This is a genomic window from Pseudarthrobacter sp. fls2-241-R2A-168 (assembly GCF_030209335.1).
GTDB lineage: Bacteria > Actinomycetota > Actinomycetes > Actinomycetales > Micrococcaceae > Arthrobacter.
Genome location: NZ_JARVSG010000008.1, coordinates 14,975 through 29,974 on the forward strand (window position 1 = coordinate 14,975; position 15,000 = coordinate 29,974).

Here is a 15,000-nt window from a genome sequence, read left to right on the forward strand (position 1 = left end):
CCCTACTTGGGGCCAGGGGTGCGCAGGATCAAGAACTGGTAATGCTGGTTCCAGAGTCCCGCGCCGGGCCCGGACTCGGCGCCGCTTCCCTCCGGCCACGTCACAAACTCCTCGACGGTGCCATGGCGGCCAAAGACCTCGCGGACCGTGGCATCGCTGCGCCTGCTGAAGAAGCGGGGTTCGACGTCGTCCTCGGGGTTCAGGACCTCTTCATCGTCCCCGGACCAGAGCCCGACGGCGATCGGCGCGCCGGGAGCGGCCACGCGGGCCAGCTCCGCCAGCACCGCATCGATATCCCGGGCCGGAACGTGCAGCAGCGTGCTCATCGACCACATTGCCGGGAACGAGCTGTCCGGGAAGGGCAGCCGGCGCGCACTGGCCACAGAGACGTCGAGCCCTCGGCTACGCGCCCACCGGACCTGGCCTTCGGCGATGTCCACGCCCGTGTAATGGATCCCGGCCTGCACAAATTGCAGCCCGTCCTGGCCGGTTCCCGTCCCTACCTCCAGGATCGCGTGGCGCCCCTCGTGCTTCAGCAGGGCAACGAAACGTTCGCGCTGTTCCACCCGCTGGTGCGACGGCGGGTGGTCGGCCCCGGACGCGGCGCGGCCGTTGTAGAAGTCGGCAAGTCGCCGCTCGCCGTGGTCCGCTTCCGCTTCCATTGCGTCTCCGGGGGAGGGTGGCTGCACCTAATTAAAGACGACTGTCCGGTTGCCGTCGAGCAGCACCCGGTGCTCCGCGTGCCACTGCACCGCCTGGACCAGCGTGCGGCCTTCCACGTCCCTGCCCATCTGGACAAACTGCTCCGGCGTGCGGGCATGGTCAACGCGGATGACTTCCTGCTCGATGATGGGGCCCTCGTCCAACGCCGCCGTCACGTAGTGGGCAGTGGCGCCGATCAGCTTCACGCCGCGCGCGTGGGCCTGGTGGTACGGCTTGGCGCCCTTGAAGGACGGCAGGAACGAGTGGTGGATGTTGATGGCCTTGCCGGTGAGATCGGTGCAGAGCTCGTCGGAGAGGATCTGCATGTACCGGGCCAGGACCGTCAGTTCGATATCGTGCTCGGCGATGAGGGCGCGGAGCTTGTCCTCGGCCTGGACCTTGGTCTCCCGGGTGACCGGGATGTGGTGGAACGGGATGCCGTAGAACTCAGCCAGCCCGGCAAGGTCCTGGTGGTTGGACACAATGGCGGGGATCTCAATGGGGAGGGTGCCGGAGCGCTGCTGGAACAGCAGGTCGTTGAGGCAGTGTGCGGACGTGCTGGCCATCACCAGGGTGCGGACCTTCTGGCCCACAGCGTTGAGGCTCCACTGCATACCGAAGGCGCCGGCCACGGGCTCCAGGGCGGCCCGAAGCTCTGGGGCGGGGGCCGGCGTCGTTACTTCCACGCGCATAAAGAAGTTGCCCGTGGCGGGACTGCCGTACTGCTGCGAATCCGTAATATTGCACCCCGCCACCAGCAGGGCGCCGGCCACCGCATGGACGATTCCCGGGCGGTCCGGGCAGGACAGGGTTACTACGTACGCTTGGTTCAGCTGCTCTTCACTCACGCGTACAAGCCTACCCGCGCAGGACGGGCCGGATTTGGTACGCTGGGGAGGTCGCAACTGGCGTTGGGTGGCTAACCACCAGGGAGCGGCAATCACGAAGACCACGGATCGTACGCCTGGGCCGAGGGTCATGTCTTGCCGGAATTGGGGCTGCACCTGCGTCAGTACTGCAGCGCCATACCGGCGCTTTCACGCCTGTCACAAGGCAGTGTGCAAGCGCGCCAGCCGGTAGCCTGACCTAAGCAGTGCCCGTATCCCTAGCCAGGAGTTTTTCGTGACTACTACAGCCACTTCAACCACCGCCGTCAGCAATCAGCCGCTGGCTGAGCTCGACCCCGAAATCGCAGCAGTCCTGGACCAGGAGCTCGGCCGCCAGCGCGGCACCCTGGAAATGATTGCTTCCGAAAACTTCGCCCCCCGCGCCGTGATGGAGGCCCAGGGCTCAGTCCTCACCAACAAGTACGCTGAGGGTTACCCGGGCCGCCGCTACTACGGCGGCTGCGAATACGTTGACGTTGCCGAGCAGCTGGCCATCGACAGGGTCAAGGCACTCTTCGGCGCCGAGTACGCCAACGTCCAGCCGCACTCCGGCGCCCAGGCCAACGCCGCTGCACTGTCCGCCATGATTACCCCGGGCGACAAGATCCTGGGCCTGTCCCTGGCCCACGGCGGCCACCTGACGCACGGCATGAAGCTGAACTTCTCCGGCAAGCTCTACAACGTGGCTGCCTACCAGGTGGAGGAAGACAACTTCCGCATCGACATGGACAAGCTCCGCGAGCAGGCCATCGCCGAAAAGCCGCAGGTCATTATCGCCGGCTGGTCCGCCTACCCGCGCCACCTGGACTTCGCCGCCTTCCGCTCTATCGCCGATGAGGTGGGCGCACTGCTCTGGACCGACATGGCACACTTCGCCGGCCTGGTGGCAGCCGGCCTGCACCCGAGCCCGGTGCCGCACTCCGACGTCGTCACCTCCACCGTGCACAAGACCCTCGCGGGCCCGCGCTCCGGTGTGATCCTGGCCAAGCAGGAGTGGGCCAAGAAGCTGAACTCCAACGTCTTCCCCGGCCAGCAGGGCGGCCCGCTCATGCACGTCATCGCCGCCAAGGCAGTGGCCTTCAAGATCGCCGGCACCGAGGAATTCAAGGAGCGCCAGGAGCGCGTCCTGGAAGGCGCCAAGATCATCGCCGACCGCCTCAACCAGGCCGACGTCGCCGAAGCCGGCGTCTCCGTCCTGACCGGCGGCACCGATGTGCACCTGGTCCTTGTTGACCTGCGCAACTCGCAGCTGGACGGGCAGCAGGCGGAAGACCTCCTGCACTCCGTGGGCATCACCGTCAACCGCAACGCCGTGCCGTTCGACCCCCGCCCGCCGATGGTCACCTCCGGCCTGCGCATCGGCACCCCGGCCCTGGCCACCCGCGGTTTCGGTGCCGCCGAGTTCACCGAGGTGGCCGAGATCATCGCCACCGCGTTGAAGGCCGGCACCGGCGCCGACGTGGAGGCCCTGCAGGCCCGCGTGGACAAGCTCGCCGCCGACTTCCCGCTGTACCCGACGCACGAGCAGTGGTGATCCATGACTGACACCAAAACTGCCCGGATCCTCGACGGCAGGGCAGCAGCCGCCGCCATCAAGTCCGAGCTCAGCGAACGCGTCGCAGCCCTCAAGGCCCGAGGCGTCACCCCCGGCATCGCCACGGTGCTGGTGGGCGCGGATCCGGCCTCCCAGCTGTATGTGTCCATGAAGCACAAGCAGTCGGTGGAGATCGGGATGAATTCCATCCAGCGCGAGCTTCCCGGCGATGCCACCCAGGAGCAGGTTGAGGCCCTCATTGACGAACTCAATGCGGACCCCACCTGCCACGGGTACATCGTGCAGCTGCCGCTCCCCAAGCACCTGGACACCGACGCCATCCTTGAACGGATCGACCCCGACAAGGACGCCGACGGCCTGCACCCCACCAACCTCGGCCGGCTGGTGCTGAACGTCAACGGCAAGATCACCTCGCCGCTGCCATGCACACCCCGCGGTGTCATCGAGTTGCTCCTGCGCAACGACTACGACCTCAAGGGCAAGCACGTGGTGGTGGTGGGCCGCGGCGTGACCATCGGCCGGTCCATCGGGCTGCTGCTGACCCGGCGCGAAATCAACGCCACGGTGACGCTGACCCACACCGGCACCACCAACATGTCCGAGCTGCTGCGCCAGGCGGACGTGATCGTGGGCGCGGCCGGTGCCAAGCACATCGTCAAGGCCTCAGACGTGAAGCCCGGTGCTGCCGTGCTGGACGTTGGTGTCACCCGGGAGACCGACCCCGAGACGGGCAAGAGCAAGGTCCACGGCGACATCGATCCTGCTGCCGCCGAGGTAGCCGGCTGGATCTCGCCGAACCCTGGCGGCGTCGGTCCGATGACCGTGGCGCTGCTGATGACCAATGTGGTTGAAGCCGCGGAGCGCAAGGCGGGCATCGCCTAGAAGCGGCTAACAGGAAAGTACGACGGCGGCAGGCGCCTTCCCCAGCGGAGGAGCCTGCCGCCGTCGAGACTTAACACGCTTGTGTTAAAGCAGAGCACTACCGTTTAGCAGAGGGCTGAACTAGTCTGCGGAGAGTGCACAACGAAGCCATCCTGCCCTCCACAGCCCGGGCGGGCGGCCGGAAGGCGCCCCGCACGGTCATCACCGCCGAAAACCTCACCAAAAAGTATGGCGACGTGGCCGCCGTGGACGGCATCTCCTTCAGCGTCCCGGCGGGCGAGTCCTTCGGCCTGCTCGGACCCAATGGAGCCGGCAAGTCCACCACCATGAAAATGATCGGCGGCGTCACCGCCCGCACCTCCGGCAGCCTTGAGATCATGGGCCTTGACCCGGACGTGCACGGGCCGGAAGTCCGCGCACACCTGGGTGTGGTGCCGCAGCAGGACAACCTGGACGAGGAACTGCGGGTCCGTGACAACCTCCTGGTCTACGGACGGTATTTCGGCCTGCCCATGAGCTACCTGAAACCGAAGGCCGATGAACTGCTCGAGTTCGCGCAGCTGACCGACAAAGCCAAGTCCAAGGTGGATGCCCTGTCCGGCGGCATGAAGCGGCGGCTGACAATCGCCCGCTCGCTGATCAACGAGCCGCAGATCCTGCTGCTGGACGAACCCACCACCGGCCTGGATCCGCAGGCCCGGCACATTCTCTGGGACCGGCTGTTCCGGCTCAAGGAGCAAGGCGTCACGCTGATCCTCACCACCCACTACATGGATGAGGCGGAGCAGCTCTGCGACCGGCTGATCGTGGTGGATAAGGGCCGCATCATGGCCGAGGGGTCGCCGGCGCAGCTCATCCGCGGCCACTCCACCCGTGAGGTGGTGGAGCTGCGTTTCGGCTCCGAACGGAACACCACCATCGCCGCCGAGCTGGACGGCATCGGGGATCGGCTTGAGGTGCTGCCGGACCGGGTGCTCATTTACGCGCACGACGGCGAGTCCGCCCTTGAGCAGGTAGCGTCCCGCGGCCTGAGGCCGCTGACATCGCTGGTCCGCAGGTCCTCGCTGGAGGACGTCTTCCTGCGGCTGACGGGCAGGAGCCTCGTTGACTGACGAGACGTTGACGGGCGCTGCCCACCATACCCTTCCATCGGCGCACAGCCCTGGAGTGGCCGCGGCGAAGGCGCGCCGCTGGGGTGCCTTCTACTACATGGAGCATGTGCTCCGGGTGATGAAGGGCTACAGCTGGTCCCTGCTGATGTACAGCGTGGGCCACCCCGTGGCTTACCTGTTCGCGATGGGCGTTGGCCTGGCCACCCTCGTGGACGCGCAGGGTGCCGGAGCTTTCGGGGGAGTGGGCTATGTAACGTTTGTGGCGCCCGCCCTGCTGGTCTCCGCGGCCGTGATGACGGCAGCCAACGAATTCACGTTCCCGGTGATGGGCGGCTTCAAGTGGCGGCGGACCTACTACGGCCCGCATGCCTCGCCACTGACGCCACAACAGATCGCGGCTGGCCACATCATGGCGGTCACCCTGCGGTTCCTGTTGCAGTCTGCCATCTATTTCGCTGCGGTTGCCCTGTTCGGCGCGGCACCGGGCGGATGGGGATGGGTGGCCATCCTGGTAGCCACGCTGGCCGCGCTCTCCTTTGGTTTGCCGCTGATGGCCTATTCGGCGTCGATAACCGAGGACAAGGGCCAGTTCGCCCTGGTGATGCGCTTCATTGTGATGCCGCTCTTCCTGTTCTCCGGGACCTTCTTTCCGCTGGACACCCTGCCCCTGGCGGTGCGGTGGATCGGGTGGATCTCACCGATCTGGCACGGGACCGAGCTGGGACGCGTCTTTACGTACGGCTACCAGGAACCGCCGCTGCTGACCATCCTTCACGTCCTGGTGCTGGTGGGCCTTGCGGTGGCGGGATGGTTCCTGACGAGGCGGCAGTTCGCGTTGAGGATGGGGCGATGAGCGCCGGAGCGTCCGTCAAGGGCGCCGCGGAGGCGGCCCGCAACAGGACGTTCGGGCCGTTGTACTCGCGCAACGCCAAAGCCGTGATTTCGCGCGGGCTCCTGGCCACCAGGAGCACCAACTGGCTGGTGATGCTCTCCGGTTTCTTCGAGCCGGTCCTGTTTCTGGTCTCCATGGGAGTGGGGCTCGGCGCGATCGTGGGATCGGTGCAGGGGCCGGGCGGCGGGGAGATCAGGTATGCCGCGTACATTGCCCCGGCCCTGCTTGCTGTCTCGGCCATGAACGGCGCGGTCTACGACTCCACCTGGAATGTGTTCTTCAAGATGAACTTCGCCAAGCTCTACCAGGGGATGCTGTACACGTCGCTGGGACCGCTGGATGTTGCGCTGGGCGAGATCTTGCTGGCCCTGCTGCGCGGACTGCTCTATGCCCTGGGCTTCACGGCGGTGATGGGCGTGATGGGCCTGATCACCACGCCGTTGGCCCTGCTGATGATTCCGGCCTCGGTGTTGATCGCGTTCGGGTTTGCCGGCATCGGAATGGGGATCACGGGTTTCCTGAAGACCTTCCAGCAGATGGACTGGATCAACTTCATCATGCTGCCCATGTTCCTGTTCAGTGCCACTTTCTACCCGTTGAGTGTCTACCCGCAGGCGATCCAGTGGCTCATCCAGGCGATGCCGCTGTGGCACGGGGTGGAGCTGCTGCGGCAGATCAGTGTGGGCACCTTCACGGCGGCCACGCCCATCCATATCAGCTACTACCTGGTGATGACCGCCGCCGGGATGCTGCTCACCACCGTGCGCCTGCGGCACCTCTTCCTCAAGTAGCCCGTTCGCCCGGGGTGGAAGGCGGCGGGAGCATGCCCGGGCGTTTGAGAGAATGGGTGCATGCAATCTTTGGGCAGCTCCAGGTCATCCTCCAAACCCGCCAGGGGCGGATTCTCCATGTTCCGCATCAGCGGGCCGGGACTGATGGTCCTCGTCACCGCGTTCGTAGTGGCAGTGATCTTCGCAGCCAACCAGAACGACGTCGTGGGCTGGGTGGTTGCCGTCATCGCCTTCTTCTGGCTGGCCCTTGCCTCCTTCGTGGTCTTCAGCATCCAGAAGGCCGCCAAAAAAGCCGGCGCGAAGCTGACCGAAGCCCAAAATGCCTTCACGACGGCGGCAGGTCGCGGCCCCTATGCCGGCGCGGACCAGGGCGGTACCCGGGTTGTTGCCGAGCGCAGCCAGGCGGACGAGGTCCGCGACCTCAAGCTGGACCACTCCTTCAAGATCGTCCAGGTGCAGATCCGTGTAGTGGAGGAGGAGCGTGCCAAGGGCGCTGCCGCCAACCAGGACACCATCAACCGGGCCCTGGAAACCATCGAGATCACCGCCACGAACGCCCGGGACATGATCAAGTCCTCCGGCAGCGGGGAGCCGGTCACCGGAACCATCATCGACTAGAGTGGAGCGGGTGAGCTCGGCATTGAAGAAGGACCACCTTCGCATCGCATCCGTCAACGTCAACGGCCTTCGGGCTGCCTACAAGAACGGTATGGCGGCGTGGCTGGAGCCGCGCGAAGTGGACATCCTCTGCCTTCAGGAAGTCCGGGCGCCTGACGCCATCGTCGGCCAGCTGCTGGGCGAAGGCTGGCACATCCTGCACGCCGAGGCAGAAGCCAAAGGCCGGGCCGGCGTCGCCATCGCCTCACGCGAGGAGCCGCTGGAAACCCGCAACGGCATCGGCGACGACTACTTTGCGACGGCGGGCCGCTGGGTGGAGGCGGACTTCCGCTTCGCCAATGCAGCCGGACGCCCTGTCCAGCTCACGGTGGCCAGCGCCTACGTCCACTCGGGCGAGGTGGGGACCCCCAAACAGGACGACAAATTCCGGTTCCTGGACGCGATGAGCACCCGCCTCCCGGAGCTCACCAAGCACAGCGACCATGCCCTCGTGGTAGGGGACCTCAACGTGGCCCACACGCCCAGGGACATCCGGAACTCGAAGTCCAACGTGAAAAAAGCGGGCCACCTGCCGGAAGAACGGGCGTACTTTGACCGCTTCTTCGGGGAGGACATCGGCTGGCAGGACGTCCACCGCAACCTTGCCGGGGACGTCGACGGGCCCTACACCTGGTGGTCCCAGCGCGGGAAAGCATTCGATAACGACACCGGCTGGCGCATCGACTACCACCTGGCCACACCGGAACTGGCGGCCGGTGCCATCTCCGCCGTTGTTGACCGGGCCGCCTCGTGGGACACCCGCTTCTCCGACCATGCCCCGCTCGTAGTGGACTACCAGCTCTAAGCCCGAAGGTTTCCTCCCCATGACCAGCCAGACTTCCCCTGCCATCAAGAAGCGCATCCTCTCCGGAGCCAAGCCCACCGCGGACTCCCTGCACCTGGGCAACTACATCGGCGCCGTCCGCAACTGGGTGGACATGCAGGCCGAGTATGATGCCGTGTTCTTTATTCCGGACCTGCACGCCATCACTGTGGACTTCGATCCCGCAGAACTGGCCAAGCGGACTCGGATCGTGGCCGCCCAATACATCGCGGCCGGCATCGACCCGGACAAAAGCATCTTCTTCGTCCAGTCCCATGTGCCCGAACATGCGCAGCTGGCCTGGGCTTTGAACTGCATCACCGGCTTTGGCGAAGCGTCCCGGATGACGCAGTTCAAGGACAAGACCCAGAAGTCCGGCGCTGACGCCGCCACCCTGGGCCTGTTTGCCTACCCCACCCTGATGGCCGCGGACATCCTGCTCTACCAGACCGACCTCGTGCCGGTGGGCGAGGACCAGCGCCAGCACCTGGAGCTGACCCGGAACCTGGCGCAGCGGTTCAACACGAAATTCGGGGCAACGTTCACGGTGCCGGAAGCCACCATCGTGAAGGAACGCGCCAAGATCTACGATCTCCAGAACCCCAGCGCCAAGATGTCCAAAACAGGGGAGTCGCCCAACGGGGCCATCCAGCTGCTTGAGGACCCCAAGGTCGCGGCCAAGCGCATCAAGTCCGCCGTGACGGATGCCGGTACTGATATCCGGTTCGACCAGGAGGAAAAGCCGGGGATCTCGAACCTGCTGACCATTTACTCCTCCCTTACCGGCAAGTCCGTCGCCGAGCTCGAAGCGGAGTACCAGGGGAAGATGTACGGCCATCTGAAGGTTGACCTGGCCGAGGTGGTGGTGGAATTCATCACGCCGCTGCGGGACCGGACCAACGAGCTGATGGCGGATCCTGCGGAACTGGACCGGTTGCTGGCCCACGGCGCCGAGCGCGCCCGTGAAATTGCGTCGGTTACCCTGGGCCAGGTCTATGAACGTATGGGCTTCCTGCCGTCCTTCTCCCTCGCAGGAGTCCGCTAGCGCCATGCCGTCCAGCAAAGTCACCGCAAGGGAAGGCTCCCGCTCCATCCGGGCAGAGGGCAGGCGAGGCAACCCCCAAGGCGACCCGGCGGAGGACACCGGCGCCGCCGGCCACGCGCCGTCCCGGACGGAAGATATCAGCGTAGGAGTCATCCTGGGCTTCCCGCCGGAGGTGGCTGAGGAACTGCAGCGCTGGCGGGCTTCCTTCGGGGATCCCCTCGCCGGAGTGGTCCCGGCCCACATCACGCTGGTGACCACCACGCCTACCCGGGACTGGGAGGCTACCCGGGAGCACGTGCGGGACGTGGCCCGCCGCCAAAGCCCCTTTATGGTCACCATCGCCGGCACAGGAACGTTCCGTCCGGTTTCGCCGGTGGTGTTCATCAACGTGGAGGAAGGTTTCGAGGCCTGCGTGGACCTGCACGAGAAGCTCCAGCAGGGCCCCCTCCAGCGGGATCTACCCTTCGCCTACCACCCGCACGTCACCATCGCCCACGATGTTGCCCCGGAAAGCCTCGATGAGGCCGAAACGGTACTGAAGAACTACAGAGCCACCTTCCCCGTGGTTAGCATGGGACTCTACGAGCACGATGCGGACGGCATCTGGCAGCTACGGGAAGAGCTGGACTTTGGGACCGAAACTGACAACGACGCCGGCACCCGATTCACGGACGCCGCCCCGGACACAGCACCCGAAGCAGGCTGAACAACAGCCCCTCCCCACTGAACAGGCCCGGCTGAAGCTTGCCGTCATCCAGAAACGGATGGACCTGGGGAAGGCACGACGCGCCGGCGGAAGCTTCTTCGCCACCCTGATGGCGACGTTCCAATGGTTACTGGCACGGCTCAACGCCTTCCGCCCGATGCGTGCCTTCCGGCACTACACGCTCCAGCATGGTCCGCTGATGAGCGCAGGCATCGGCTTCAACATGTTTTTCTCCATCACCGGCCTGTTGACCACGGGCTTCTCGATCGCCGGTTTGGTGCTGCGGGGGCAGCCGGCGCTGCTCGACACCATCGTCGCCAGCGTGGCCCAAAGCGCCCCTGGACTCTTGAAGGTCGACGGCGGCGAAGGACTCGTGGACCCTCAGGAACTGCTCAACCCTGACGGCCTTGGCTGGACAGCCCTCGTTGGAGCGGTCGTCACGGTCATCACATCGCTTGGCTGGATTGCCGGCCTGCGCGACGGGTTGCGAGCAGTGATGGAGCTGCCTCCGCTCGTGGTCAATCCAGTTCTGCTGAAGCTGCGCGACGCCGGCACCCTCCTGCTCCTGGGCATCGCCCTGGTCATCAGCGCTGGAGCTTCCCTGGTTTTTGGCACGGCGGCCGGCTGGGTTGCGGACTTCCTGCGGCTCGATGAGGCCGTGGCGGCTCCGCTGACCACCTCCATCAAGATCGCGGTCCCGCTGGTGCTGAGCTGGGTTACCGCACTCGTGATGTTCCGGCTGGCGGCCGGCCTCAAGTTGTCCCGCCGCGCACTGCTGGAAGGCACCATCCTGGCAGCATTCGGCACCACTATCCTGCAGGTCTTCAGTACCGAACTGTTGGCCGGCGCCGGCCGTAATCCCCTCCTGGCACCGTTTGCGATCATCATCGGCCTGCTGATCTGGTTCAACCTGGTCAGCCAGGTCTACCTTGTCTCTGCCGGCTGGGCCGCAGTTCGCGAGGCCGACCTCAAAGGACAATCCAGCGGGCACGACAAGGGCACCTGGGGCGCCCGGCAGGTCCAGCCCGGGAAGGTGCCCGTCCACGCTGACCATGGCTCCGCGGGCACGTCCCGGCGCCGAGGTACTGGCACGGCAAAACAGCGCTGATCCCGGCAGGACTATGGTGCGACCACCAGGCCTTCCCACGCCACAGTCCAGCCGGGCGGGAACCCAGGGGCATGGCGGTCCGGTCCGTTATCCCACCCGGCGGCCATCAGTGCAGCGGCGGCGAGGAGCCCGCCGTTGCCCGGCAAGTACAGGGGCAGCGAATCGGTCTGGCGGTTGTGTCCGTTGGGGAGCACTGTGTTCTTGCCTGCGTCCATCAGGAGGGCATTCACTGCAGCCTCCGGATCCCCGAGGCGGGCCGCTGTCATGGCCATGACGGGGTAGTCCCAGCCCCAGGTGCTGCCCCAGTCCCAGTCAGCAAGCACGTCCGCCAGTGTTGCCCGCATAATGTCCTTGTCGATGAGGTCAGTCTCGGGCAGTACACCGAGTGCGCAAAGCATCGAAGGATGATCGGTCCGGATGGTGAACGGCTCCACGTCAATGGCAGCGTAGACGCCATCGATCACCCGCGGCTGCACCATCCCGTCGGCCACCTCCCGCCAGGCAGGGATGGGCTCGAGCCCCAGCCGTTCCCGCCAGGCAGCGGCGATCCGAAGAGCCCACTGCCAATACGCGAGCTCAAAGGTGGGGTTGGTGACTGAGCCTCGGATGCTGCCGTAGCTCTCCTGCGCAGGGATCAACGGGGGCCCCAGTTCAAATCCGCGCGCGGTGGGATGGGCGAAGCTGGCCATAAACGCGGCGGTTTCGAACACGATCTCCGCGAACTCCTCCAGCACCACAGGGCTGGGGCTTGCCCGGTACAGCAGTTCGGCCAGGTGGATGGGGTGCGGCTGCTGCCAGATGAGGAACGTCCCGATGGGGCTGGGGCTTTCCCTGCCATCGGGGCCAACCTGCTTGGGCCAGCGGACGCCGTCGAAGCCCTGGGCCCTGGCCGTCGCGCGCGAAGGTTCCAGCACGGTGGAGTACCACCGCAAGGAGGGCAGGAGGAGTTCGGGACGGTTCCAGTGGGCAAAGTGGGCAGCGTGCCACCAGTGCATTTCGAGGTGGAAGCGGCCCCGCCAGGAGTTGCAGACCAACCCTGTATCCTGCGGCGGCAACGAGCCCGAGCAGTTAATGGCGGTCAAGTACTGCGAGAGGACAATCCGGCGCTCCAGCTCCTTCGCCCGGGGATCGTCCGTCGCCTCCAGCTCGATGGCACCGCCGGAGGACCAGAACCGGGGCCAGTAGGCTGCCGAGGCGTCGGCAATGGCGCTGCCGGGGGACAGGCCGCTGCCTGGTGAAAGGCCGACGGCGGTTCCGGCCCCTGCGTCCTTGCCCGGCTTTGCCGCCACCCGGGACAGCCCGGTGTCACCCCGCTGGATGCAGTCGCCGGTTCCGGCTGGGATAAAGGCAATGGCAAGGTCCATGACATCGGCCTGGTCCTGGCTCTGGGCGGCGCTGCCGGGAGCTATTCGAAGGCGGTGCTGCCCGGTCTGTTCCACCGTAAGGTCGTCACCCGTGACCACCACCTCGTAGCGGACGGCGTCCAACGTGCGCGCAACGGTCCAGCTGCTGGAGCCGGCGTGCAGTCCGGACGGCGTCGGTTCCCCCAGCGTGGTGGTGTGGGCATTCGGGCTGTCCCAGTCCGCCGCATCGTGCCAGGCCTCGGAACCGTACGGGAAATCCATGCCCACCACGAGGCCATGCCTGAGCGCGGGCGACACCACGCGCAGTCCGATTTCGTCGCGGTCCGGATGGCAGGCGGTGGTGACGGTGACCGGGTGGCCTGCCAGGGTAAAGCTGCTGCTCACCACGCCGGTCCAGAGATCAAGCGTCTGCTCGGCGTCGCCCACATCGTCCCGTGTGATTGCCCGTTCTGTTCCGTCCTCCACCAGCCGGAAGCCGATCCGGCCCAGATCCAGGCGGTGGGGATTCGCCCTGAGCCACGTTTCCGCCCGGGAGGTATCCGTTTCCCGGTCATTGACGATGTTTCCCACCATGTCCACGTAGGGAACCGGTCCTCGAGGGGAGTCGTAGAGGACGGTGGAACCGGCGAGCCCGTACGGCTGCTCCGGGGGTGTCGAGTGCCAGCCCCACTGGGCCTGCGTGCCTAGCAGGGTTCCGGCCGGCAGCTCGTCCCGTGCACCCACCGGGTAGGCGCCCGGGAGTGACTGGAGTCCGGTGAGGTCCACGGTGAAAGCGAATTCGCCGTTGCCTACGGAGACCGGGCTTCGGGGATCCAAGGTCCGCTGGCACACGTTGTGGCGCCGGACGAGTGCTTGCCTGTCGATGGCGGCGCTGGTTGCGGAACCGGCCGACGACATTCCTGGCAGGGTGGTGGTGCTTTGGCTGTGCACGCTGCACGCCCTTCCGGTGCTGGTGCTGGGCGGGGAGTGGAAACGCGTTTCGTCTAGAAACCGGTTTCCGGACGGTTCCAATCCTTGTTCGCTGCGCCGGATACTGTCAACCCCTGGGGCCGCCGAAAGCTTGCGAGCTACCCCTTGACCCTCGGCCGCCGTCCTTGATACGTTTCACGAAACCGCTTTCTGACCCGGAAGAAGCTTGCCCAATGACGAGTAAAGTTTTAGGAAGAATCCGTAAATCGGTCGCCATGCTCACTGCACTGGGCCTTCTGGGCGTCACTGCAGGATGCTCCAGCGCCCCATCCAACCAGCCTGAGGACGGCCCTGTTGAAATCCGTTTCTCCTGGTGGGGCAACGCAGGGCGGGCAGAGCTGACCAACAAAGCCATCGCCGAATTCGAGGCCGCCAACCCCAACATCAAGGTCAAGCCCGAATACGGGGACATCGGCGGGTACTTTGACAAACTGGCAACGCAGGTAGCGGCCAATGATGCCCCCGACGTGATCACCATGGGCGGGGCTTATCCGGCCGAATACGCCAACCGGGGGGCTCTCCTGGATCTCAGCAAGGTCAGTGGTTCCCTGGACCTGTCAAAGATGGACCAGGGCGCGCTGGAGAACGGCCAGGTCCAAGGGAAGCAGTACGGCGTATCCACCGGCGCCAATGCCTTGTCAATCGTCGCCAACCCTGCGGTCTTCCAGGCCGCTGGTGTTGCCATTCCGGATGACAGCACATGGAGTTGGGACGATTTCGCGAAGGTCGCCTCGGACGTAACCGCCAAGAGCCCCAAAGGCACGTACGGAACGGCAACGGTCCTCACCCACGATTCGCTGGACGCCTTCGCCCGGCAGCACGGCCAGTCGCTGTACACCCAGGACGGCCGGCTCGGACTGGACAAGGACACGGTCCGGGACTATTTCGATTACAGCTTGAAGCTGAGCGAGTCCGGCGCTGCCCCCAGTGCATCAGAGACAGTGGAGAAGCTCAACGTGAGTACAGAGCAGACCCTGATGGGCATGGGCAAAGCAGCCATGATGCTCACCTGGAGCAACTCGCTGTCCGCGCTCAGCAAGGCATCGGGTGCGGATTTGAAGCTGCTCAAGCTTCCCGGCGAAAACCCCACCCCGGGGATCTGGCTGCAGTCCTCACAGTTCTATACCATCTCCGCCCGGAGCAAGCATACGGACGCTGCCGCGAAACTGGTCAGCTTCCTGGTGAACAACGAGTCAGCCGCCAAAATCATCCAGAGCGACCGCGGGGTCCCCAGTAACCCGGAAATGCGCAGCGCCATCAAGGACCTGCTGACGCCGCAGGGCAAGGTGGAGGCGGACTACATAGATGCGATCGGGAAGATGGACTTCGCCCCCACCTTCATCGGACCCACGGGATCCACTGCGGTCTCCGAGATCACGGCCCGCATCAACACGGAAGTCCTGTTCAAGCGGCTGACGCCTGAAAAGGCGGCGGAACAATGGCTCAGCGAAAGTAAGGCCGCCATCGGCAAATAACCGCGTACGCGGCCCGTTGCCCTGTCCCCGCG

At 65.6% G+C, this 15,000-nt stretch carries 14 protein-coding genes and 1 riboswitch; of the genes, 11 read left to right on the top strand and 3 right to left on the bottom strand.

The window, feature by feature from the left end:
* Positions 1-2: 2 nt before the first annotated feature.
* Complete coding sequence (locus tag QRN11_RS06260; RefSeq protein ID WP_091423214.1) at positions 3-662, bottom strand: class I SAM-dependent methyltransferase; 660 nt, start codon at positions 660-662, stop codon at positions 3-5.
* 27 nt (positions 663-689) lie between these two features.
* Positions 690-1,550 (bottom strand): formyltetrahydrofolate deformylase, encoded by an 861-nt coding sequence (gene purU / locus QRN11_RS06265; protein WP_285250292.1) that lies wholly within the window; start codon positions 1,548-1,550, stop codon positions 690-692.
* A 43-nt stretch (positions 1,551-1,593) separates the two neighbouring features.
* Positions 1,594-1,679, top strand: a riboswitch (ZMP/ZTP riboswitch).
* Positions 1,680-1,824: 145 nt separating this feature from the next.
* Here purU and glyA point away from each other — a divergent pair.
* The 10 genes from glyA (at position 1,825) to QRN11_RS06315 (ending at position 11,160) form a co-directional block, all read left to right on the top strand.
* On the top strand, positions 1,825-3,123 hold the full coding sequence (gene glyA / locus QRN11_RS06270; RefSeq protein WP_285250293.1) for a serine hydroxymethyltransferase: 1,299 nt from the start codon (positions 1,825-1,827) through the stop codon (positions 3,121-3,123).
* A 3-nt stretch (positions 3,124-3,126) separates the two neighbouring features.
* On the top strand, positions 3,127-4,026 hold the full coding sequence (locus tag QRN11_RS06275) for a bifunctional methylenetetrahydrofolate dehydrogenase/methenyltetrahydrofolate cyclohydrolase (protein WP_142061676.1): 900 nt from the start codon (positions 3,127-3,129) through the stop codon (positions 4,024-4,026).
* Between the two features lie 134 nt (positions 4,027-4,160).
* Positions 4,161-5,138: an ABC transporter ATP-binding protein gene (locus tag QRN11_RS06280; RefSeq protein ID WP_285250294.1), complete on the top strand. Its 978-nt coding sequence runs from the start codon at positions 4,161-4,163 to the stop codon at positions 5,136-5,138.
* Positions 5,131-5,991 carry an ABC transporter permease gene (locus tag QRN11_RS06285; RefSeq protein ID WP_285250295.1) on the top strand — a complete coding sequence of 287 codons (861 nt, stop codon included), beginning with the start codon at positions 5,131-5,133 and terminating at the stop codon, positions 5,989-5,991. Before QRN11_RS06280 ends, QRN11_RS06285 begins: the two co-directional genes overlap by 8 nt.
* Complete coding sequence (locus tag QRN11_RS06290) at positions 5,988-6,821, top strand: ABC transporter permease (RefSeq protein ID WP_285250296.1); 834 nt, start codon at positions 5,988-5,990, stop codon at positions 6,819-6,821. Before QRN11_RS06285 ends, QRN11_RS06290 begins: the two co-directional genes overlap by 4 nt.
* A gap of 60 nt (positions 6,822-6,881) precedes the next feature.
* Complete coding sequence (locus QRN11_RS06295; RefSeq protein WP_142061684.1) at positions 6,882-7,439, top strand: hypothetical protein; 558 nt, start codon at positions 6,882-6,884, stop codon at positions 7,437-7,439.
* A 10-nt stretch (positions 7,440-7,449) separates the two neighbouring features.
* A complete protein-coding gene (locus QRN11_RS06300; RefSeq protein WP_285250297.1) occupies positions 7,450-8,283 on the top strand; it encodes an exodeoxyribonuclease III in 834 nt (277 codons plus the stop codon).
* A 19-nt stretch (positions 8,284-8,302) separates the two neighbouring features.
* Positions 8,303-9,346 (top strand): tryptophan--tRNA ligase, encoded by a 1,044-nt coding sequence (trpS, locus tag QRN11_RS06305; RefSeq protein ID WP_285250298.1) that lies wholly within the window; start codon positions 8,303-8,305, stop codon positions 9,344-9,346.
* Between the two features lie 4 nt (positions 9,347-9,350).
* Positions 9,351-10,052, top strand: a complete 702-nt coding sequence (locus tag QRN11_RS06310) for a 2'-5' RNA ligase family protein (RefSeq protein ID WP_255470872.1) — start codon at positions 9,351-9,353, stop codon at positions 10,050-10,052.
* A 58-nt stretch (positions 10,053-10,110) separates the two neighbouring features.
* Complete coding sequence (locus QRN11_RS06315) at positions 10,111-11,160, top strand: YihY/virulence factor BrkB family protein (RefSeq protein ID WP_285250390.1); 1,050 nt, start codon at positions 10,111-10,113, stop codon at positions 11,158-11,160.
* 11 nt (positions 11,161-11,171) lie between these two features.
* Here the strand turns inward: QRN11_RS06315 and QRN11_RS06320 are convergent, their stop codons facing one another.
* Entirely contained in the window at positions 11,172-13,421 is a 2,250-nt protein-coding gene (locus QRN11_RS06320) for a hypothetical protein (protein ID WP_285250391.1), read from the bottom strand.
* Positions 13,422-13,666: 245 nt separating this feature from the next.
* Between QRN11_RS06320 and QRN11_RS06325 the strand changes: the two genes are divergently transcribed.
* Positions 13,667-14,968, top strand: coding sequence for an ABC transporter substrate-binding protein (locus tag QRN11_RS06325; protein WP_285250299.1), 1,302 nt, complete (start codon positions 13,667-13,669; stop codon positions 14,966-14,968).
* Positions 14,969-15,000 lie beyond the last annotated feature (32 nt).